Origin of the sequence: Alteromonas profundi (assembly GCF_010500865.1) — a bacterium.
Lineage (GTDB): Bacteria > Pseudomonadota > Gammaproteobacteria > Enterobacterales > Alteromonadaceae > Alteromonas > Alteromonas profundi.
This window is the reverse complement of the sequence record NZ_JAAAWN010000034.1, coordinates 1-21,040: the sequence shown is the minus strand read 5'-3', so window position 1 is coordinate 21,040 and position 21,040 is coordinate 1. Positions and strand designations below refer to the sequence as shown.

Annotated in this window: 20 protein-coding genes; 12 read left to right on the top strand and 8 right to left on the bottom strand. The window is 44.8% G+C overall.

All coding sequences use genetic code 11. From position 1 onward, the window contains the following. Positions 1-75 precede the first annotated feature (75 nt). The gene (locus GTH32_RS17740) at positions 76-444 is read right to left on the bottom strand and encodes a VOC family protein (protein WP_163088288.1); all 369 of its coding nucleotides are present in this window, start codon (positions 442-444) and stop codon (positions 76-78) included. Positions 445-813: 369 nt separating this feature from the next. Between GTH32_RS17740 and GTH32_RS17735 the strand changes: the two genes are divergently transcribed. From GTH32_RS17735 to GTH32_RS17710, 6 genes are all read left to right on the top strand, one after another. Then, the gene (locus tag GTH32_RS17735; protein WP_163088286.1) at positions 814-1,203 is read left to right on the top strand and encodes an ACT domain-containing protein; all 390 of its coding nucleotides are present in this window, start codon (positions 814-816) and stop codon (positions 1,201-1,203) included. After that, complete coding sequence (locus tag GTH32_RS17730) at positions 1,204-1,707, top strand: PTS glucose transporter subunit IIA (RefSeq protein ID WP_163088284.1); 504 nt, start codon at positions 1,204-1,206, stop codon at positions 1,705-1,707. A gap of 76 nt (positions 1,708-1,783) precedes the next feature. Further along, positions 1,784-2,128 carry an ArsC family reductase gene (locus GTH32_RS17725; protein WP_163088282.1) on the top strand — a complete coding sequence of 115 codons (345 nt, stop codon included), beginning with the start codon at positions 1,784-1,786 and terminating at the stop codon, positions 2,126-2,128. Next, positions 2,125-3,258 (top strand): succinyl-diaminopimelate desuccinylase, encoded by a 1,134-nt coding sequence (dapE, locus tag GTH32_RS17720; protein WP_163088280.1) that lies wholly within the window; start codon positions 2,125-2,127, stop codon positions 3,256-3,258. The genes GTH32_RS17725 and dapE overlap by 4 nt, the downstream gene beginning before the upstream one ends. After that, the gene (locus GTH32_RS17715; RefSeq protein WP_163088278.1) at positions 3,255-3,938 is read left to right on the top strand and encodes a M15 family metallopeptidase; all 684 of its coding nucleotides are present in this window, start codon (positions 3,255-3,257) and stop codon (positions 3,936-3,938) included. Before dapE ends, GTH32_RS17715 begins: the two co-directional genes overlap by 4 nt. A 1-nt stretch (position 3,939) precedes the next feature. After that, complete coding sequence (locus GTH32_RS17710) at positions 3,940-4,170, top strand: DUF2897 family protein (RefSeq protein WP_163088277.1); 231 nt, start codon at positions 3,940-3,942, stop codon at positions 4,168-4,170. A gap of 102 nt (positions 4,171-4,272) precedes the next feature. Here GTH32_RS17710 and GTH32_RS17705 read toward each other — a convergent pair whose 3' ends face one another. From GTH32_RS17705 to seqA, 7 genes are all read right to left on the bottom strand, one after another. After that, complete coding sequence (locus tag GTH32_RS17705) at positions 4,273-4,599, bottom strand: heavy metal-binding domain-containing protein (RefSeq protein ID WP_163088275.1); 327 nt, start codon at positions 4,597-4,599, stop codon at positions 4,273-4,275. 66 nt (positions 4,600-4,665) lie between these two features. Then, positions 4,666-5,070 carry an HIT domain-containing protein gene (locus tag GTH32_RS17700; protein ID WP_163088273.1) on the bottom strand — a complete coding sequence of 135 codons (405 nt, stop codon included), beginning with the start codon at positions 5,068-5,070 and terminating at the stop codon, positions 4,666-4,668. Further along, a complete protein-coding gene (gene astE, locus GTH32_RS17695) occupies positions 5,063-6,103 on the bottom strand; it encodes a succinylglutamate desuccinylase (protein WP_163088271.1) in 1,041 nt (346 codons plus the stop codon). Before astE ends, GTH32_RS17700 begins: the two co-directional genes overlap by 8 nt. Before the next feature lie 103 nt (positions 6,104-6,206). Beyond that, entirely contained in the window at positions 6,207-7,508 is a 1,302-nt protein-coding gene (locus GTH32_RS17690; protein WP_163088269.1) for a putative bifunctional diguanylate cyclase/phosphodiesterase, read from the bottom strand. Between the two features lie 261 nt (positions 7,509-7,769). Continuing rightward, entirely contained in the window at positions 7,770-10,247 is a 2,478-nt protein-coding gene (locus GTH32_RS17685; protein WP_163088267.1) for a glycogen/starch/alpha-glucan phosphorylase, read from the bottom strand. Between the two features lie 215 nt (positions 10,248-10,462). Beyond that, a complete protein-coding gene (pgm, locus tag GTH32_RS17680) occupies positions 10,463-12,115 on the bottom strand; it encodes a phosphoglucomutase (alpha-D-glucose-1,6-bisphosphate-dependent) (RefSeq protein WP_163088265.1) in 1,653 nt (550 codons plus the stop codon). Positions 12,116-12,144: 29 nt separating this feature from the next. Continuing rightward, complete coding sequence (gene seqA / locus GTH32_RS17675; RefSeq protein ID WP_163088263.1) at positions 12,145-12,879, bottom strand: replication initiation negative regulator SeqA; 735 nt, start codon at positions 12,877-12,879, stop codon at positions 12,145-12,147. Between the two features lie 240 nt (positions 12,880-13,119). On the opposite strand from seqA, the gene GTH32_RS17670 reads away from it, so the two are divergent. The 6 genes from GTH32_RS17670 to cynS all read left to right on the top strand — a co-directional run bounded on the left by GTH32_RS17670 (position 13,120) and on the right by cynS (position 20,834). Then, positions 13,120-14,034, top strand: a complete 915-nt coding sequence (locus GTH32_RS17670; protein ID WP_163088261.1) for an AAA family ATPase — start codon at positions 13,120-13,122, stop codon at positions 14,032-14,034. A 29-nt stretch (positions 14,035-14,063) separates the two neighbouring features. After that, positions 14,064-15,140, top strand: a complete 1,077-nt coding sequence (locus GTH32_RS17665) for a DUF58 domain-containing protein (RefSeq protein ID WP_163088259.1) — start codon at positions 14,064-14,066, stop codon at positions 15,138-15,140. Then, positions 15,140-17,152, top strand: a complete 2,013-nt coding sequence (locus tag GTH32_RS17660; RefSeq protein WP_163088257.1) for a transglutaminase TgpA family protein — start codon at positions 15,140-15,142, stop codon at positions 17,150-17,152. Before GTH32_RS17665 ends, GTH32_RS17660 begins: the two co-directional genes overlap by 1 nt. 370 nt (positions 17,153-17,522) lie before the next feature. After that, positions 17,523-18,371 carry a formate/nitrite transporter family protein gene (locus GTH32_RS17655; RefSeq protein WP_163088255.1) on the top strand — a complete coding sequence of 283 codons (849 nt, stop codon included), beginning with the start codon at positions 17,523-17,525 and terminating at the stop codon, positions 18,369-18,371. A 232-nt stretch (positions 18,372-18,603) separates the two neighbouring features. Next, positions 18,604-20,352, top strand: coding sequence for a bifunctional protein-serine/threonine kinase/phosphatase (locus GTH32_RS17650; RefSeq protein ID WP_163088253.1), 1,749 nt, complete (start codon positions 18,604-18,606; stop codon positions 20,350-20,352). A gap of 32 nt (positions 20,353-20,384) precedes the next feature. Further along, entirely contained in the window at positions 20,385-20,834 is a 450-nt protein-coding gene (cynS, locus tag GTH32_RS17645) for a cyanase (protein ID WP_163088251.1), read from the top strand. Positions 20,835-21,040: the final 206 nt, after the last annotated feature.

Genomic DNA, 21,040 nt, shown 5'->3' with positions numbered 1-21,040 from the left:
GGGTGCGCGTCGTACCATAAAGTACGCCGCGCGTGTCAGCTTTTTCTCTTTTCTTTATTGGGGTGTTGTAGTGGGCTATTTCCTTTGCTGGCTTTCGTACAGGCCGCAACTGACGCCGGAAGGATCGGTAACAATACAAAAACGATCGTTGCCATACTGACGAATATCGCCCACTTTACTGCCCCCTAGACCAAGGCTAGTGGCTAAAGCATCATCTAGATTATCTACAGTGAAGTAAGGGATCCAGCCTTTCGGGGCCTGCGCATTGCAGCCCTTTTTATGGCAAATTCCCCCAACTGGCGTACCGTCGGGCTTCATCATTACATAGTCTTGATAATCACCCATACTTACTGCTTCAGTTTTCCAGCCCATAACCTTGACATAATACTCGGCTAAACCGCTCGCATCTTCTGTGGTGAGATCGCACCATAAACTTTCGCTCATATTTATTCTCATTATTGCTATAGTAAGGCATCGAGTTAGCAATCTAGACTACTACATTTGTTTTGAAAGTTGTAACTAATCCGTCGGCATAAAAATGGTGCTGTCAAGGGAAGAAAATGCAAAATAAGCAGAACATTTTCACAAAAGTGTATAGACAGCGGCTGTGGAAAATGCTTGCTTTTTAGCGAATGTTATCCACTGTACGCTGTTTGTACAATTTATTTTATCGTTTAATTTCATAAGGTTATGTTTATCCCCCAAACTACTCAACAAACTTATCCACAGATTAAGTGGATAACACGTGACACTTAGTCACAGATGATGGTTTAATGTTGATAACTTGGTTGGATAACATTTTTTTGGTTTTACATGCCCAAACAAACGCTCGCAATACTCCCCCAATTGTTCACAATTCATAGTTTCGACGGTACGGCAGATATTCCCGCTGCCGTGCTTAAAAGCCCTATTTTCTTTTTAGGTAAAACCCAAGAAGAGCTATCAATAGTATTGCCTTCTGATATCGCGGTAGATTCTCTGGACTCAGATGAAAACTGGCGAGCACTGGAGTTGCTTGGCCCACTTCATCTATCCATGGTGGGTATCATGGCGCAAATTGGGGCTGTGCTAGCCGCTGCTAAAGTGGCTATTTTTGTAGTATCAACCTTTGAAACCGACTTCTTCTTGGTAAAAGACAGTAAACTAAAAGATGCCACAAAAGCGCTCGTAAAAGCAGGGTATACCGTTAACGGAGCGCAGTAGGTGGTAAACGAAAAATTACTGTTCGAACAACCCGAACAATTCAAAAAGGCGATCGCTATTCCCGCTATGGTATCAGGCCAATGCCACGCGTTAGCAGGCTGTTCAGATCCCTTATACGCTCAGGGTGTATGGGGGCCGGGCGTGGGGGTTATTACGCATGATAGTAAAGTATGCGCACCGTTTGATGGAGTCGTAGTTGCTGTAGATCCCCTTAATTACTCAGTTACCGTTAAATCGCGCTTTGGGCTAAAGTGCGCTATCAAATATGGCGAAAGCACCAGTCACTTATATGGCGAAAAGTTTACCTGCGCACTTCATCCTGGTAGCGAGTTTAAGAAAAACGCTGTGTTATTTTCAGTGAATAGTGTTTGGTTAAAACAACAAGGCATTGCAAATATTTGTATAATGACAGTGTTGAACGCGCACGCCCTTATAGGGGTACACCCCACCCAACAAAGGGTTGTCACAGTGGGCCAAGATAGCCTGTTCACTTTATATATTTAACTGTTGTTCACCGCCAAATGGGTAAACATATGCCTGAAAACCCGGTTAACACGCACAAAAAGTTAGGATTAATGAAATGAGTACCACCCTTTACGGTATAGCCAATTGCGATACGATAAAGAAAGCTAAAAAATGGCTCACCGAACATGATATCCCGTTTACTTTTCACGATTATCGCAAAGACGGCATTACCGCCGAGTTTCTTGACGACGCCGAAAAGGCATTAGGCTGGGAAGTAATGCTAAATAAACGCGGCACTACCTATCGCCAGCTTACTGAAGAAGAAAAAGCCGATATCACGCGTGATAAGGCATTAGCGCTACTTCTCACTTACCCTGCCATGGTAAAACGCCCCATACTCAATAAAGACGGTGAATATCATATCGGGTTCAAACCTGCGCAGTACGAGGAAATATTTTGATTAACGATAATGTCATAGATATTGCAAAAAATTTAATTAACCGCCGCTCAGTAACGCCTGAAGATGAAGGCTGCCAAGAAGCAATGAAAGCGTTTCTGGCAACACTAGGTTTTGAGAATGAAACTATGGTGTTCGAAGATACAACAAACCTATGGTCTCGCCGAAACCAACAAGGCCCAGTTTTGTGTTTCGCAGGGCATACTGATGTGGTACCAAGCGGCCCAGAGTCAGCGTGGAAGACGCCCCCATTTACCGCTACCGAAGTAGGTGAATATCTGCATGGTCGCGGTGCAGCAGATATGAAGGGAAGCTTGGCAGCTATGTTAGTCGCTACCCGGGAATTCGTGCGCGATTACCCTCATCACAAGGGCAGCATAGCCTACCTAATCACCAGTGATGAAGAAGGCCCCTTTATTAACGGTACCACCCGGGTTATCGATACGCTTGAAGCGCGTAATGAAAAAATTGACTGGTGCATAGTGGGCGAACCATCCTCTACCAATGACGTGGGTGACATTGTCAAAAATGGTCGTAGAGGCTCGTTAACGGGCGACCTTACGGTTAAAGGTATTCAAGGCCATGTTGCCTATCCTCACCTTGCTAAAAACCCGGTTCACATAGCAACCGATGCGCTATCCGAACTTGCTTCTGCTCACTGGGATAATGGAAACGATTTCTTCCCCCCAACCAGTTTTCAGATATCAAATATTCACGCCGGTACGGGTGCGGGTAATGTTATTCCCGGTGAGTTAAAAGTGTGCTTTAACTTCCGTTTTTCTACCGAAGTAACCAACGACATTCTAATCGCAAGGGTTACTGAGATCCTCGATAAGCATAAACTTGATTATAATATTGACTGGACATTCAACGGACAGCCATTTTTAACCGATACAGGCGCATTGTTAGAAGCAACGCAACACGCCATAGCGTCTGTGTGTAAAAGGCCCACCACCTTGTCTACCGCTGGCGGCACGTCAGATGGTCGCTTTATTGCCCCCACGGGCGCTCAAGTCATTGAACTTGGGCCTGTTAACGCTACCATTCACAAAATAGATGAATGCGTAAAAATGGCCGACTTAGAAACCTTAGCTGACATTTACTATGCCATTATGGTCCGCCTACTCGCATGAGTAATACCGACACCCATTTAGATTGGCTAGGCAGAGGGCAACCTCTGCTCGCCGATGCTACCCCTCCTCATAGGCTTCACCCGCAAACGCTATCGGCATTTTCAGCGTTACAAAAGGCGGCACAACAAGAGGGTATTGACTTACAAATTGTAAGTAGCTTTCGTGATTTTGATCGTCAATGCGCAATTTGGAATAGAAAGTGGCGTGGCGAAGCGGCGTTACTGGATATACAGGGTAATCCGCTGTGTTATAAAGATTTATCCGAAACCCAAAAAATGCACGCTATCTTAATGTGGTCTGCATTACCTGGTACTAGCCGCCACCATTGGGGCACCGATCTTGATGTTTATGATAAAGCCGCAGTAGAAGCATGGCACGAACGCTTCGCATTGGTGGTGTCTGAATACGCGCAGGGCGGCCCTTGTTATCGGCTTAACCAGTGGTTAAATCAGCATATGCATGAATATGAATTTATGCGCCCTTTTGCCACTTATCGCGGCGGGGTTGCAGAAGAACCTTGGCATTTGTCCCATACTCCCAGCGCAAAAGCGTTTGAACAGCAGCGCTCTATACCTTCGCTAGTAGAGGCTATAGAACGCAGTGATCTTGCGGGTAAAGCCACGGTACTGGCCAATATTGATGAAATCTTTCATAGATACGTATTAAACCAAGGAGTCTAACGTGGAGCTAACCTGGGTTATTGTTATTATCGTACTGGTTCTTGGCGTGATTGTAAGCAATATCACTTTGCTAAAATACAGCGCGAAGTTTAAATTCCCTACCCCCTTGCCAAAAGATAAAAACGGGGAAGAGAAAAACGGCGAGGTAAATAGCGCCGAACAAACTGAAGATAGTACGAAACCAAAAGACCGTCGCAGAAACGGTTTCGACGATGAAGAAGACGACTGGTAAGTCGTCTTTTCTAACGACCCACAGGTTAACTGTGGGTGAATTATTACGCCAGTAAGCCTAACTAAATTAAGCAGAATGCCGAGGATAGCCTAATGGCGGTTTTTATAGCGCAGAGGTTTTTACCGCTGTACCGCTTATGCTTACCATAAGCATGCTGCCTTTGTCTCCAATCACTTGGTAATCAAGGTCTATGCCTACTACCGCGTCAGCGCCCATACTTCTTGCTTCATGTTCAATTTCGCTAAAGGCTAACTTACGCGCACGGGTTAATTCTTCTTCGTAAGAGCCTGAGCGCCCGCCAACGATGTCGCGTATAGATGCAAACAAATCTTTAAACACATTTGCCCCCATAACTGCTTCGCCCACCACAATACCGCAGTATTCGTCAATTTTTCTTCCCTCAAGAGAAGGGGTGGTAGATATAATCATTAGAAATTCCTTATAGTAACGTCAGTTATTTTTGCATTCGAGCAGGTTAGCCTAACAAGGCAACACTTACAGTGCGAGTAATTGTCTGTAAGTAGATATTAATGCCTCGCTTTGCGGTTGTGTATACGCTACAGCAGGTTGTGCACCCCACACAGGTTTTGGCCAGGCTACATCATCTTTAAAGCGTGCTACATGATGGATGTGCAACTGGCTTACTACATTGCCTATTGCCCCAATATTTATTTTATCGCATTGCGTCTGATTTTTTAGCGCTTTGCTTACCAGCATCGACTCGTTAAGCAGTTGTTGTTGCTGCTCTTCGGGTAGTTCAAAGACTTCGGTAACATCAGCAATACGGGGCACCAAAATTAACCATGGGAATTGACTATCGTTCATTAATAATACGTGGCATAAAGGCAAGTCTCCCACCCAGTGTGTGTCTGCGGCTAGTCGCGCATCTAACTTAAACATCAAGGTTCTCCAACTGAGTAGGTACCACTGTTAGCATTGCACGTTGGCCGATGGTCACTTTCGCGTTTGGAAACACGATGGCCTCGCCGTCTTGCTCTGCCACATAAGTCTTGCCCGATTCACTGGCCAACACAGTACCTTTTGCATAGTCGGTAAAGTTGGGCGTATCGTCGTCAAAATGTAGCTTAAAATCTTCTTGTTGCTTATTTATTACCTGATTAACCCGGTAAATATCCAAACTATCCATATCCACTTCGGGGGCGAACGTTTGTTGCGTGATCAATGCAGTCAGTGCGTCTCGCGCATCGGCAAACCGCGTCATATCATTGTGGCCAAAGGGTTGTACTTTGCCAAGCTCTACCGTAAACGCATGGGCCTGATGTTGGTGAGAAGAAAAGTAGCTGAAGGTAGTCGTGGGACTTTCTGACAACAAAATCGTTTTCACCCCACAGGCGGCGAGAAACGCCAACTGCCCTTTACTGTGGTTGCGCCCGTGTAGATAAGGGTAAACTGCGAATTTTTCGTTTTTAGACGCTCGGATAGCAGTATGCAGATCATAGTGGTACTTACCTTCTCCATCACACGCCGCACTAAAGAAATCGCTCACCGCGTCTTCTAAAGCTTTAGCCCGACGGCGCTCGTCGTTGTTGCACCCTTCTCCTGCTGAATGGGCACCGCTAAACAAGCGATTCATATTTTCTTCGACAAAGCGCTCGGCAATGTCCATAGCTGGTAAATTACCAAATAAAAATAATACGCGGTGCGCTAAGGTAATTTCACCGGTAAGTATTTGGCGCACTAGATCATCACATATCTCAATAGGCGCGGTTTCGTTACCATGTACACCGCACGATAACACTATATGCTTGCTAGTCTGAGAGACCGACTTTTCAGGGGTAAACGCGATAATGCCTGCATCACCAATAAATACTTGCGTGTTATTTTCTAAACGAAAATGATGCGGGGTGTTAAACAGTTCGGGCTGAGTTCTTGAAAGCGCAAGGAAATTGCCTTGCTCTATAAGTTGCTGCATGGGTAACGCCATAGTTATTACTAATGGCAATAGTCTAGCGATTTAGGGCCTTTAATGCACGTAGTGGCTGTATTTCACCGGGGGGAAGTGGTAAACACGTGTACTACCCGTGTAAAGGTGACGTACCAACCATTATGTCTTGCTGCGCCAATTGTGTAAATTTGTTTAGTGGAACCGCTTTAGAGAACAAATACCCTTGGCCTTGTTTTATCCCTACTTCTCTTAATATGTGTAATTGAGCGAGCGTTTCGATGCCCTCTGCAATTACCGAGCAGCCTTTTGCCTTGCCAATTATATTAGCAGCTTCAATAATTGCACGGTTCACAGCATTATCCGCCAATTCCATGACGAAGGTTTTATCTATCTTCAACGCCGTAATATCTAAATCGCGGATATAGGCTAAATTGGAGTACCCTTTACCAAAATCATCAACAGAAATAGCTACGCCTAGCTGTCTTAGCTCATCAAGCTGCTTTTTCACCATTAGTGAGTTAGACAGTGCTACGTCTTCGGTTAATTCAAGTTCAATACGCTGCATAGGCATATTGTAACTTTTGCTTAATAAGGTAAGTGAGCCAATAAGTTGGTTATCGTACAATTGAGTAGGTGAAATATTCACTGACAGTGAAATAGGAATTCCTTTGGCGTCCAGTTCAACCAAACTTCTAAATGCTTGTTCTAGTGTCCAATAGCCCAACTCATTCATCATATTATACGACTCGGCCGCTTCAATGAGGGGGCCAGGGAACAAAACGCCATCTAGTGGGTGGTTCCATCGTAACAAGCACTCTGCACTTACCACGCTCAAATCAGTTAAATCAACTTTAGGCTGAAAATAAAGTTCTAATTCGTTTTGCGACAGCGCCCGTTTTAAATCGGCTTTTAACGTTAAACTTCTACCCGTATTGGTTTTATCCCGCATACTAAGTGCGTAGTAGTTGTCGTATTTATTTTCTTTGGCCTGCTTTAATGCCGCCTCGGCACGAGACACAAACGCAGTAACATCGAATCGCTTACCGTCGCTAAGCACTACCCCTACGTTAAAGTCGGCGATAAACGCGTGGCCATCGTGATGCATAGGCGTTTTAAAATGTTCAATTAAACGTTCAAACATTTTACGCATATAGCTGGAATTTTGCGTTTTCGGAAACACGACGCCAAACACATCACCGCTTATGCGCCCTATCCCCACTTTATCGCCAAAAATCAAGTGAATACGGTTAGCTATTTCCAGTAAAAAACGGTCTCCAACGGTAATACCTAAACTTGTGGTTACGTCTGAAAAACGCACCACATCGACTAACATAAGAGACATCGAGTTGTACTGTGCCGCCGCCTTAGACACGGTATCGATAAAGGCGTAACGATTTGGAATGGTTGCCAAAGTGGTATGTACTCGGCTCATTATTATTATTTTCCTTGCACATTACGGTGGCTAAACAGGTTGCTGTAGCTTAAGCAACTTCCACCGGCCTTTCTAGCGAGAAACGGAGCGAAAAGGTATTTTATTTAATACTTACTTATTAAAGCGTGCTTTCCACTAAACCATCATACCCCGCGCCACAAAAGGCGATAAAATGGTTATCGTTTTATCTGCTATTGTTCACACTATCAAAAAAGCCCGAAAATGATAACATTTTCGGGCTTTTTTACTGATTTTCTGCGATTAGCCTTCTATCTTACACGGTGAAAGTTTCCAGATTCGTTCTACATAATCGTTAATTGAACGGTCTGAGGTAAACTTACCCATTTTGGCGGTATTAATAATCGCCATTTCTGCCCATCTTTCCTTGTCACGATATGCTTCATCAAGGGCCGACTGAGCCTCGGCATAGCTGCGGTAGTCAGCCAACACCATATAGGGGTCGCCATGATCCAATAGACTTTGCTTAATAGAAACCAACGCACCTGGCTTGCCGGGTGTGAAGTAGTCTGTTTCTAGCCAGTCAAGTACCGCTTTTATTTCAGGATCTTTGTAGTAATAATCTTTAGGGTTATAACCTTTGGCATTAAGCTCATCGACTTCTTCCACGGTTAGGCCGAAAATAAAGATATTTTCGTCACCCACTTCTTCCGCAATCTCCACGTTAGCACCATCTAGGGTACCTATAGTCACGGCCCCGTTTAGTGCTAACTTCATATTACCCGTACCTGAAGCTTCTTTACCTGCCGTACTTATTTGCTCAGATACATCAGACGCGGGGATCATCTTCTCAGCAAGAGACACGCGATAGTTGGGTAAAAATACCACTTTAATCTTGTTATTTACCCGTGGATCGTTGTTTATCTTGTCGGCTACCTTATTAATTGCATAGATAATATCTTTTGCAAGTTTGTAACCCGGTGCCGCTTTTGCTCCAAAGATGAATACACGTGGGTGCATATCGTAATCTGGGTTTTCCAGTAAACGACGGTAGAGTGCCATAATATGAAGTAAGTTAAGATGCTGACGCTTGTACTCGTGTAAACGTTTAATTTGAACGTCGAAAATTGCGTTTACATCTACTTCAATGTCCAGTGTCTTACGAATTTCCTCGGCCAGTAGTTCTTTGTTTTCCAGCTTCACCTTCATAAATTGCTTTTGGAAGGTTTTGTTTTTCGCAAACTTCGCCAAGCCTTCTAGCTTGTATAAGTCTTTCGGCCACTCTTCCCCAATCTTCTTATCGATAAGTTTAGATAGTGCCGGATTACAGGCCTTCAACCAGCGACGAGGGGTAATACCATTAGTTACATTGGTAAGCTTGCCTGGGAACAGTTCGTCAAACTCTGGGAATAGCGAACTTTTCACTAAGCGAGAGTGCATTTCTGCCACACCGTTAACGGCGAACGAGCCAATTACTGATAAATGCCCCATACGAACCATTTTTTCATTGCCTTCTTCAATGATAGAAAGCTTTGCTTTCATGGCATTGTCGCCCGGCCACTTTTTGTCTACTTCAGACATAAAGCGATGGTTAATTTCATAAATAATCTCTAGGTGGCGTGGCAAGATTTTTTCAATCATGCGAGCAGGCCATTTTTCCAGTGCTTCTGGAAGCAAGGTGTGGTTAGTATACGCAAATACTTTAGTACAAATATCCCACGCACTGTCCCAATCAAGTTCGGCACGGTCAACCAATATGCGCATCAGTTCAGGAATGGAAATAGCCGGGTGGGTGTCGTTTAACTGTATAACCACTTGATCGGCAAAACGGCTCCAATCATCGCCGTGGGCACGCTTATAACGGCGAATAATATCTTTTAGTGAACATGAGCAGAAAAAGTACTGCTGAATTAAACGCAACTCTTTGCCCGCTTCGGTTTCATCGTTAGGGTAAAGTACTTTAGATATCGTTTCAGCCTGCACGTTTTCTCGTTGTGCATCAACATAGCCACCGGCGTTAAATACGTCCCAGTTAAAGTAATCTGACGCTTCTGACTGCCATAAACGAAGTACGTTTACAGTTTTGCCTTCGTAACCTACTACCGGAATATCCCAAGGTACACCCTTTACAATTGAACCTGGGTGCCACTCTTTAAGTACGCGACCATTATCACCATATTTGGTTTCTACATAGCCAAACAAAGACACTTCTTGAATAGATTCAGGACGACAGATCTCCCACGGATTGCCGTAGTCACGCCAGCTATCAGGGCGCTCAATTTGTGCGCCGCTTTTTATTTCTTGGCGAAATAAGCCGTGTTCATAATGAATACCATAACCGATGGCTGGCAGTTCCATTGTAGCTAACGAGTCAATAAAACACGCCGCTAAACGACCTAAACCACCATTACCCAGCGCCATGTCTGGTTCTTCTTCCATAATGTCTGATAGCTCGACACCTAATTCTTTTAGGGCGCCGCTCGCCACATCAAACAAGCCAAAATTTTGTAGATTATTAGACAGTAAACGGCCCATTAGGAATTCAGCAGAAAAGTAATGCACTGCTCGGGTATCGTTTAGGTAGTGGGCTTTTTGTGTTTTACGAAGCCCTTCAAGAACTTGCTGTTGAATGGCGGCGCAGGTAGCTTTCCACCATGCGTGATTATTGGCCTTATTTTCATCGGTGCCAAGAGTACAATGAAGATGCTTAACGACGGCCGCTTTAAATTCAGCCTTATTAATGGAAGGAGAAGTCTGCGTAGTAACCGCTTTTGCGTTCATGTTGCGCCTCACTTTAGTTAAGATGGAGAAAATCACACCAAGTGTAATTTAATTACATAAAAAACTATCAATATGAGAGCAATATAGCAGTGCTTAAACGATTATGTTGTAAAAAATTCGTTAAAAAACCAAAAAATCGACTGAATTCGTATGCATTCAGTCGATTTTTTACAATCCTGTAACAAAAGCCCATCTGCATTGGTGGATTTTTGCGCTTATTTGATTATTTTACCTACTAAGTCTTCCGCTTCTTTTATTAGCGCTTGTAAGTGAGTTTCACCTTTAAAGCTTTCTGCGTATATTTTGTAGATCTGTTCTGTTCCCGATGGACGAGCAGCAAACCATCCATTTTCGGTGGAAACCTTCACTCCGCCAATAGCTGCATTATTGCCAGGGGCGTTTGTCTGCACGGCTGTTATCGGCTCACCTGCTAGTGTATCGCTAGTAACCACAGACGCATCCATAGCAGAAAGCTTTTCTTTTTGTTCTAACGTGGCCGCTACGTCTACCCTGCTATATACAGGGGAAGAAAAGGTTTCAGTAAGCGCTTGGTAATGCTGGCCGGGATCTTTACCGGTAACCGCTGTAATTTCTGCGGCCAACAAGCACAAGATAAAGCCATCTTTATCCGTCGCCCAGGTTTCCCCATTGCGCTGCAAGAAAATTCCACCCGCACTTTCTTCGCCAGCAAAGCCAATTTCACTATTCGCTAACCCATCAACAAACCATTTGAACCCTACGGGCATTTCAGCAAGTGGCTTATTGAGGCTATTGGCTACCCGGTCAATCATGCTACTTGACACTAAGGTCTTGCCAATTTTTAACTCGGCAGGCCACTGAGGACGATGGGTGTAAAGGTATTGAATAGCGACAGCAAGGTAATGATTTGGGTTCATTAAGCCTGCACTCGGGCACACGATACCGTGGCGATCGAAATCGGGATCATTCCCCCAGGCTAAATCAAAGTCGTCTTTTAATTCAATTAAACCCGCCATGGCATAGGCACTTGAACAATCCATGCGAAGCTTGCCGTCTTTGTCCCGGCGCATAAAACCAAATTGTGGATCAACATCTTTGTTAACCACGGTAATATCTAAGCCATATTTATCCGCAATACGCGCCCAGTATCCTATTCCAGCGCCGCCGAGGGGATCGGTGCCTAATTTAAGCTTTGCGTCGGCTATCGCCTGCATATCAACTACCTTGGCTAGGTCGTCAATATAGGGTTCCATAAAGTCTTCTTCACGAACCAAATCCCGCGCGTAAGCAGCCCTAATATCCACCCGCTTAACGTCTTTATTGCCATCGGCAATAAAAGCATTCGCACGGTTTTGAATTTGTTTTGTAACATCGCTATCAGCAGGGCCGCCGTGAGGAGGATTATATTTAAACCCGCCATCGTCAGGAGGATTGTGCGAGGGGGTAATCACCACACCGTCGGCAAGCTTGTCGCTGTTTTCTCTGTTGAAGCGAATAATAGTACGAGAGATAACAGGTGTCGGGGTATAACCTAAACTTTCGTTATCACTACGTTGAATTACCACATCAACGCCATTGGCACAAAGCACTTCGATAGCAGTCACCATTGCAGGTTCAGACAACGCGTGGGTATCTTTACCAATATACAAAGGCCCGTCTATGCCTTCTTGTTCACGATATTCCACCAATGCTTGGCAAATGGCTGCAATATGAGTATCGGTAAAGGTATATTTTGCAGCGCTGCCTCTGTGCCCCGACGTACCAAAGGTTACTGCTTCACCTGCAACGCGGGCGTCTGGTTTGTAGCTATAGTACTGCGTCACTAACGCTGCAACGTTAATAAGCTGTTCAGGAGAAGCAGCTTTACCTGCCTGCGGATGTAGTGCCATGAAAAAATCCTTATTCAGTATTTAATCTATTATTTTCCTTCTGGAGCAAAACGACTCACTATCGTTTCAACCACATCAGGTGCGTAACCAAGTTTACGCAATACTTGTTCCAGCATGTTGACTTTTTTCGCCGTATTATTGTTAGTCACCACCCAATACTCACTGTCTGGTATTGCCTTAGGGTTGGTGCTGCTGCCGTTTTCTAACAATGCTTCTTTACTTGTAGCAAAGTAGGTGCGGTTTTTACCGATAATCGACTCAACATACTTAAAATTTTCTGCATTTAGTTTGTGCGCTGCACTTAAAATAAACAAGAATTGATCAACACGCTTTGTAAACGTAGACAATGCATCCTCAGAGACCATATTTACAATATCGTTTTTATCATGAGTGGCAGCTTCGGCAACGGGCGCCGATGAAGATGCAGTGGATGAAGCGTTTGCAGATTGTGAAGGCGTTTGTTTTTTCATTCTACGAGCGGTAACTCGCGGGCTTTTCGCCGGTGCTGCGCGTTTAGTGGCTGGGACAGTCGTCACACTCTCTGCTTTTGCTGCCGCAGACTCCGCCTTTTTAGGAGCAGCGCGTGTTCCAGCGGTTTTACTTACCGTATCATTAACGCTTGCCCTAGGTGAAGATGTATCGCCTACCTCACCGTCTTCAGGCAATAATAACCTACGAAGAATTTCTGATGCGCTCTCGCCGATATGCTTTGTTTGGCTGGCGATGAATGCATATAAATCGTCATCTATTTCAATGCTTTTCATAACTACTTCCTTAACAAGAACGTCCATTATAGACAACCGAACACGCTCGCGCAGCACTATTTATCCTCTGTGTTTAACTTTTCTGCTTTTCAACGATTAGCTAAACCAATATGCATGAAATACAGCGACTTAATAAAAATATATACGCAAGTATAGCGCTCAAACATTACATCATCGTGTAACTTGCTACTATTATTACCTAATAACCTTCATTAATGTTGCCCAAGAGGCTCTTATTATATGCGTCCAGAGATTGCGCAAGTACACCATGCACTCAGTAAAAAAATCATCGGTAAGCCTGAACAACTCACCTTAGCCATATCCTGTTTACTGGCTCACGGTCATCTGCTTATCGAAGATTTACCTGGGATGGGTAAAACCACCTTATCCCATGCTCTCGCGCAAGTATTTGGTTTGCACTACTCACGTATTCAATTTACTTCAGACTTACTTCCCTCTGATATGTTGGGGGTTAATGTGTATCATGCCCACAGCGGCGACTTTCAGTTTCGTGCTGGGCCCTTATTTAGCCAATTGGTTTTAGCTGATGAATTAAACCGCGCCAGCCCGAAAACGCAAAGCGCACTGCTAGAAGCCATGGAAGAACAACAGATAAGTATTGATGGCGTAACCCACAAACTTCCCTCTCCATTTTTTGTTATAGGTACCCAAAACCCTGCCCATCAGTCTGGTACCTATCCCTTGCCAGAATCGCAACTCGACCGTTTTTTTATGCGTATATCTTTAGGCTATCCAGGCTGGGAAGCAGAGAAAGCCATGTTGCTTCAGTCGGCTGATTCGGATGTGCCACTTAGCCAAATTTTAAGTGAGCAAAGCTTGCTTACCATGCAGCGCGAGGTTACCCAAATTCATGCCAGCAACGAAGTCATTCACTATATCCTTAACTTAGTGAACACCAGCAGAACTGAAAACCAATACCCTAACCCACTATCGCCTCGCGCCAGCCGCGCTTTATTACAGGGTGCAAAGGCGTGGGCCTATATTCATGATCGCACCTATGTATTACCCGATGACGTAAAAGCAGTATTTGTGGCGGTTACAGAACATCGTTTAAATGCAGGCAATGTAGAAGCATCACACGAACAAGGGTTGAGTCTACTGTTACTTAATAGCGTAGATCCCCTTGCCGCCTAATATGATGGTATTGGGATGAGGGACCTGATATGAATTGGGCCAAGCGAGCATTTACGCAAGCGATAGCCAAAAGGTGGTTAACTTGGTTAGATAAGCGCATACCCGCTAATGCGACTCATCAATTAACCATGCAATCGATATTTGTATTGCCCACCGTATTTGGCTGGGGGTTCCTGATCACGGCTATTGGCTTATTTCTGCTTGGTACTAACTATCAAAATAACCTTATGCTCTTGCTTAGCTACACCCTGATGAGTCTTCAACTTTTAGCGCTTTTTCACAGCTATTTAAACTTTGCTCGGCTAACCTTCAAAGTGGGTAAAATTAGCCATATCTGCGCTAATGAAATTTTAATGGTGCCATTTAGTGTGGTATCTCGCGATAGACATGCCAAGGCAAAACCGGCGGGCTTATTGCAATTTTCGTGGCTAATATATCAGCAAAGCCCTCAGCAAATGACCGTACCAACAACAACAACCAACCCTCGTGTGCAAAATAATACGTCTGGGAGTAACCAAGAAATAAACACGTGCCCTTCAGTTACTACCCTAGATTTAGACAAAGATCCGCATGAATTTGGTGTGCCCCTGCGCTTCATACAACGCGGGCGATATGCGCTTCCCCGTCTTACGTGCGAAAGTGTATATCCCTTAGGGCTTTTTCGCTGCTGGACTCATCTTGATTTCGCGCAACATTTACTTGTTTATCCAGCGCCCTTAAAAGGCTGTGTTGACACTGTGGCTTTCGGTAATGAATACAGCCGCCATATTGCAACAACCGGAAGCGAAGATTTTTTTGCTCTAAATGCATATAAAGAAGGCGACCCACTTAACCGCGTATCATGGAAACACGTGGCAAAAAATGGTCAGTGGGTGAGTAAGGAATTTAGCAATCAACAAGGTATTGCGCAATTGTTAACCCTAGACCCAACCCTGAAGTTAGAAAAAGCACTGAGTCATTTGAGCTATCACATTTACTCGCTACACCAACAACAGCAGAGCTATGGCCTAAAGCTGGCAAATACTACAATTGCCCCGGGTAATTCATCAGAGCACAAAAAACAGTGCCTCAAGGCTCTGGCCCTGTATCCGAAGGATAGCTCTTAATGCACCGTTCGGGGCAGCAGCTTAGCGTAAATCGGCACCGGGCTAGTTTGCTACTTGCTCTTTGCTTTACCACACTGAGCGTGTCGCTACATAGTGTGTTGATGGTATGGGTAATAATACTAACCCTGTGCGCCTTAGGGGCGCAATTGGGGCTTTACTTCTCCTATCAACAACACGCCATTGCTACTCGGCAAATTAACCTATTGGCGATATTAGCCTTGCTCGCCCTCGCATGGTTCGGCATGTCCAATGGCCTTTTGAACAGCATGATCAATTTATTGGTTACCGCGTGTGCGTTAAAATTGCTGCAACTAAATACTAAGCGCGATTTTTTACAACTATTCAGTGCCTGTTTATTCTTGCTTGGGTGTGGGTTTATTTTCAATCTTACTGTATCGGCATGGCTTGGCTACATGGTGCTTTGCATAGGACTGTTGCTATGTCTGCGCATGCTATTTGTTCCCAGCCAATCTTTATTTAGCGGGTTCAGGCACATTAGCGTTTTGCTATTGCAAAGCGCACCTATAGCACTTCTGCTTTTTATGGTAATTCCTCAGTTTCCTCCGTTATGGCAAATGCCTAGCTCTAAAACACAACAAACCGGCTTGGCAGAGTCGGTAACCCCTGGAGATATTGCATCGCTTGCACAATCATCAGCCCTTGCCTTTACTGCAACCTTCGAGGATTCACCGCCACCGCGGGCGACGCGCTATTGGCGGGCGATGACCATGGAAGCATTTGACGGCAAAACTTGGTCTATTAGTGAAAAGCGCCGCCAAGCAGAAAAACAGCTTCATGGGCTGGGCAAAAAATTACCTTTGGAGCGTACAGAGTCAAACGCTTATCAGGTTATTATCGAGCCTACTCATCAACGCTATATTTACGGGTTAGATCTTTCTTCTATCGCAGGGACATCGCGCAGAAGCGCGCGGGTACAATTTGACTATGCCCTTCGTTCGTTCACACCAATTGCCAGCAAAAGAGCAATATTGCTAAATTATCATCCAAACGCAGCGCCGATTAGCCCACTTGAAGGGTTCGATAGCCAGCTAAACCTTCTATACCCTGAAAACAGTAACCCAAAAACAGAAGCATGGGCCGCAGACGTGGCGAAAAAATATCAAACACCCCGTGATGTCGCCGCCCACATTATGGGTTACTTCGCGACTCAACGATTTGTTTACACCTTAACTCCTTCTGCTATGCCTACAACCCCCGTAGATATATTTTTGTTTGAAAAGAAAGCGGGGTTTTGTGCGCATTACGCAAGTGCAATGGCATTTTCATTAAGGGTGGCAGGTATTCCCGCCCGCCTTGTTACAGGCTATCAGGGGGGAGAGGTTCTTACTGGGCGCGCCCTACAATTGCGACAATACGATGCCCATGCATGGGTTGAAGCACTGATTGACGGCACCTGGGTACGCTACGACCCTACCAGTATGGTAGCCCCGTCACGAATAAGCCAAGGCCTTACCGACACACTTAATACGCTTGGACAAAACCGCAATAGCAATATGTTTGATGCAATGCAAAAAACCTTGTTTTTCAGTGCAATTCAATCAATGTTTCGCCAACTTGATTATCAGTGGAGCCGATGGGTTTTAGGGTTTGATAATCAACGGCAAAAAAACCTGCTTACCACGCTACTTGGCGAATTGTCGTCGGGCAAAATGTCGCTCATTTTTATTGGCATGTTGCTGGTAATTGCCTTAGTACTTGCCATCTATTTCTTGCCTTTAACCTTAAAAGCGCCTGAACCAAAGGAAACGGTTATATTCAAACGGGCAGCTAAATTAGTGGAACGCCACACCCGTATCGCACGAAATACGCTGCCCGCTAACGCCTACTATGAGCTGGTAAAAGACGAACTGCCCACCACAGCGCGGGATAGTTTTCAGCATATAACCAGCAATTTTCAATTACTTCGTTATACACCCCAAGCGAGCTCTAGAAACCAGCGTCTAGATAAAATGGCGGCGCAGTTAAAGCTTCTCAAAAAGGCGCTTCATTAATGGTGTGCGTTCGCTATTTTCGCTGCCATACCCTTAACCATATTGGTGCAATATCAGCTAAAGATGCACCAATGTATGGTTTTTAATAGAGCCCAAGGGTATTTCTCGCCTCGCCCAGAAAAACACAAACCCCTGTTATATATAGATAATTTATAATATTACATGCGTTGGCACTAATTTAGCAGTGTTTAATACAACCGCTCGCCGGTAACAAGTGTCAGGCGAATTAGCGGTATCACAATCTGTTTAACTGGATAAAGGCGTCCACAGTGTTTTCCTCTTTTGGGAACATTGCGGACGCCTTTTTCATTTTCGGGCATTAACAAGCTCTGCTGACTTTTAATATATTACTAATACAAGGTGATTGATTATGGCCTATTTACAACCCGCTGAGTTTGCCACAAAAATGGTAGACGCAGGTGAAGCTAAAATTTATATGTCTACCCGCGATACGCTGATCCGTGCTTTTATGGCCGGCGCCATTTTGGCGCTTGCCGCAGTATTTGCTATTACAGTAGCGGTACAAACAGGCGTATTTCTTATCGGAGCAGTGCTTTTCCCTATAGGTTTCTGCATGCTTTATTTGATGGGCTTCGACCTACTCACCGGCGTATTTATGCTTACGCCATTAGCTTGGCTTGCTAAACGTCCGGGTGTTACCCCTAGCCAAATATTACGTAACTGGGGGTTGGTTTTCCTCGGTAACTTTGCCGGTGCGCTCACGGTTGCCTTTATGATGTCATTTGTCTTTACCATGGGTTACAACATCGACGGAGGCGCTATTGCAACTAAAGTGGCAGGCATAGGAGAAGCCCGAACTCTAGGATATGCAGAACACGGTGCAGCAGGTTGGATGACCATTTTTATCCGCGGCATGCTGTGTAACTGGATGGTGTCACTTGGCGTAGTAGGTGCCATGATCTCTACCCACGTAAGCGGCAAAGTTCTGGCTATGTGGTTCCCTATTATGCTGTTCTTCTTCATGGGCTTTGAACACTCTGTGGTCAATATGTTCTTGTTCCCTTTTGGTCTTATTATGGGCGGCGAATTCTCTGTAATGGATTACTTCGTTTGGAACGAGATACCCACCGCCCTAGGTAACCTTGTAGGTGGCCTTGCCTTTACAGGACTTACCATTTATACCACACACGTAAAAACAGCGCCTAAACGCAAAATACCCGTTGCCAAAAAAGCGGTGACAGAAACTGCCGTAGTGTAAACCAGGTGTGCCGCTAACCCTCGTTAGCGGCACTTTATTATGACTGTCACGTTAACCACTTACGCTTGTTGTGACTGTCTTGATAAGTCTGCGAGATAACTTGTTATGACTGTCTTGATAACTCTAGGAGATAACTTGTTATGACTGTCTTGATAACTCTACGAGATAACTTGTTATGACTGTCTCGATAACTCACTAGGTACGGTATTATGACTGTCACGGTAACTTTTGTATGACTGATAAAATTACCTGTCTCTCTTATAGCCAATTTAGCACTGCTGGTACCAAGGCCATTAATCAAGATACCTGCGGCAGCGTCACCTTTTGTAGCAACACCCCCGCCCACGACTTAACCCAACGGCTTAAAGGCCAAAGCTTCGCGCTATCCGATGGCATAAGTAGTAGCGCCGTGAGTCAAGTGGCCAGCGATTTAGCGGTGAAGTCTTTTCTTAGTCATTACTATCGTACTCCAGATACCTGGACTGTGATCCAAAGCGCTACCACGGTAATTCGCACCATTAACGCCAGTTTGTATCGCAAAAACCAACAAGGGCCTTATTGTTACTCCCCCGATAGAGGTTACGTTTGTACGTTTACTGCGGTTATTGTTAAAGGTAACACTGCCCATATTTTCCACGTTGGCGATGCATGTGTGGGTATCTTCCGGCGCGATAACTACGATGTGGTAACGTCTGCTCATCGCACCGTAGGCGAGAGTGGCGGCAGCTATTTAGCCAACGCATTAGGCTTTAAAGCCAATATCGACATTGAATATCACAAAGTACCTCTTAATGCGGAGGATACCTTGGTTATGATGACCGATGGGGTGCATGAGCATGTACCTACCCATCGTCTTGGTAAGCTGGTTTTAAATAACGCCGAAAAAGAAGATTTAGCTAAAACTATTGTACAAACCGCCATAGATAATAACAGTGACGATAACCTAACCTGCCAAACCCTTCATATTAAAAGCCTTGCTAGCATACCAAACGCATATCACGAAACGCCTTTGCCCCTTGCCCACACACTATCGGAAGGGCAAGGGCTTGATGGCTATATTATTGAGCGGCCATTATATCAATCGGCGCGTAGCTACGTTTATCAGGCGCTAGACACCCACACCCAGCAACGGGTAGTAATTAAAACCTTATCCACCGACCTAGCACAGCAGCAAGAGCAGGTTAATTTATTTACACTTGAGGAGTGGTTAGCCCGGCGAATTAACAGCCCCTACGTTGTTACTAGCCCTAAACGGAATGCGCCGCCCACAAAACAATATAGCGTATTTGAATTTATTGAAGGGCAAACGCTAGCGCAATGGTTAATTGATAACCCTACTCCCACAGTCTCACAAGTGAGAGACATTATTGAGCAAATTGGTAAAGGGCTTAATGCACTACATCGTGAAGGTATTATCCATCAAGATATTAGGCCTGAAAATATTATTATTGGCTCGTCGGGTAAATGCACCATCATTGATTTGGGTGCTGCCTATGTGGCGGGTATCAACGAACTAAAACCGCAAACCGACAGTGTTGAGATCACACCTTTTGGCACCGCATTGTTCAGTGCACCAGAATACTTTTTAGGGGATATAGGTGGTGATTCAGCCGACTTGTTCTCACTTGCGGTACTTGCCTATTATATGTTGAGTGGCCGTTATCCCTACGGTACACAAATAGCAAAGGCCCGTACCCTTTCTGCCCAGCAAAAATTGCGATATCAAAGCGTACTCTCGCCTAAGCGAGAGGTTCCGCCATGGATTGACGCTACTTTAAAACGCGCACTGCAAGTAAATCCCAATAAACGTTTTAATGCACTGTCAGAGTTTATTTACCACCTTCACCACCCCATGCCGTCGTTTTTAAACCAAGGTAGAGTGCCATTAATGGAAAAGCACCCTACGCGCTTTTGGCAAGGGGTAAGTGCGCTACTTGTGCTTATCAATTGTGCATTATTTATTTTACTGAATACCCAATAACGCTTTAACCCACTGCGAAATAAGGAAACACTATGATCACCAACCGAAGCCAAGTTACCGAAATGATCCAATCTGCAAAAGTGCGCAAAGGCATTAAATGGAGCCAAGTTGCAGAGGTCGTTGGACAGTCTAAGGAATGGAGCACTGCGGCCTGTCTTGGTCAAATGGCCATGACAAAAGAGCAAGCGTCCGCCGTTGGCGAGTTATTTGAGTTAACTGACGAAGCTATCGCCTGGCTACAGATTGCACCGTATAAAGGCTCGTTACCTACCGATGTACCTACCGACCCGCTTATTTATCGTTGGTATGAACTGGTCAATGTGTATGGCACTACGTTAAAAGAACTTATTCATGAAGAGTTTGGTGATGGCATCATGAGTGCCATCGACTTTTCCATGGACTTACAGCGAGAAAACGACCCAAAAGGCGATCGTGTGAGCGTGGTGATGTCGGGTAAATTCTTACCCTACAAAATGTATTAAAATGTATTTACCTTGGTTGTGCTGCGCTGTGGCCAAGTGTTCTGCTACATAAAAACTTAATTCAGCGATTTTATCGCATACATATCGAGTAGGGTGAGGCGTTACCGCCTCATCCCTCTCACAGAACCGTACATACGGGCCTCGTATACGGCTCATGTACATAGCTATTTAGCGTAATTGCTGAACACATATCCCGTTGCAACATT

Excerpts from the sequence above, each read along its gene's own strand:
- GTH32_RS17655 (WP_163088255.1), top strand. The coding sequence starts at position 17,523 with ATGGCCTATTTACAACCCGCTGAGTTTGCCACAAAAATGGTAGACGCA.
- GTH32_RS17670 (WP_163088261.1), top strand. The coding sequence starts at position 13,120 with ATGCGTCCAGAGATTGCGCAAGTACACCATGCACTCAGTAAAAAAATC.
- GTH32_RS17735 (WP_163088286.1), top strand. The coding sequence starts at position 814 with ATGCCCAAACAAACGCTCGCAATACTCCCCCAATTGTTCACAATTCAT.
- GTH32_RS17715 (WP_163088278.1), top strand. The coding sequence starts at position 3,255 with ATGAGTAATACCGACACCCATTTAGATTGGCTAGGCAGAGGGCAACCT.
- GTH32_RS17740 (WP_163088288.1), bottom strand. The coding sequence starts at position 444 with ATGAGCGAAAGTTTATGGTGCGATCTCACCACAGAAGATGCGAGCGGT.
- pgm (WP_163088265.1), bottom strand. The coding sequence starts at position 12,115 with ATGGCACTACATCCGCAGGCAGGTAAAGCTGCTTCTCCTGAACAGCTT.
- seqA (WP_163088263.1), bottom strand. The coding sequence starts at position 12,879 with ATGAAAAGCATTGAAATAGATGACGATTTATATGCATTCATCGCCAGC.
- GTH32_RS17665 (WP_163088259.1), top strand. The coding sequence starts at position 14,064 with ATGAATTGGGCCAAGCGAGCATTTACGCAAGCGATAGCCAAAAGGTGG.
- astE (WP_163088271.1), bottom strand. The coding sequence starts at position 6,103 with ATGCAGCAACTTATAGAGCAAGGCAATTTCCTTGCGCTTTCAAGAACT.
- GTH32_RS17705 (WP_163088275.1), bottom strand. The coding sequence starts at position 4,599 with ATGATTATATCTACCACCCCTTCTCTTGAGGGAAGAAAAATTGACGAA.
- GTH32_RS17690 (WP_163088269.1), bottom strand. The coding sequence starts at position 7,508 with ATGAGCCGAGTACATACCACTTTGGCAACCATTCCAAATCGTTACGCC.
- GTH32_RS17660 (WP_163088257.1), top strand. The coding sequence starts at position 15,140 with ATGCACCGTTCGGGGCAGCAGCTTAGCGTAAATCGGCACCGGGCTAGT.
- GTH32_RS17725 (WP_163088282.1), top strand. The coding sequence starts at position 1,784 with ATGAGTACCACCCTTTACGGTATAGCCAATTGCGATACGATAAAGAAA.
- GTH32_RS17650 (WP_163088253.1), top strand. The coding sequence starts at position 18,604 with ATGACTGATAAAATTACCTGTCTCTCTTATAGCCAATTTAGCACTGCT.
- GTH32_RS17685 (WP_163088267.1), bottom strand. The coding sequence starts at position 10,247 with ATGAACGCAAAAGCGGTTACTACGCAGACTTCTCCTTCCATTAATAAG.
- GTH32_RS17700 (WP_163088273.1), bottom strand. The coding sequence starts at position 5,070 with ATGTTTAAGTTAGATGCGCGACTAGCCGCAGACACACACTGGGTGGGA.
- cynS (WP_163088251.1), top strand. The coding sequence starts at position 20,385 with ATGATCACCAACCGAAGCCAAGTTACCGAAATGATCCAATCTGCAAAA.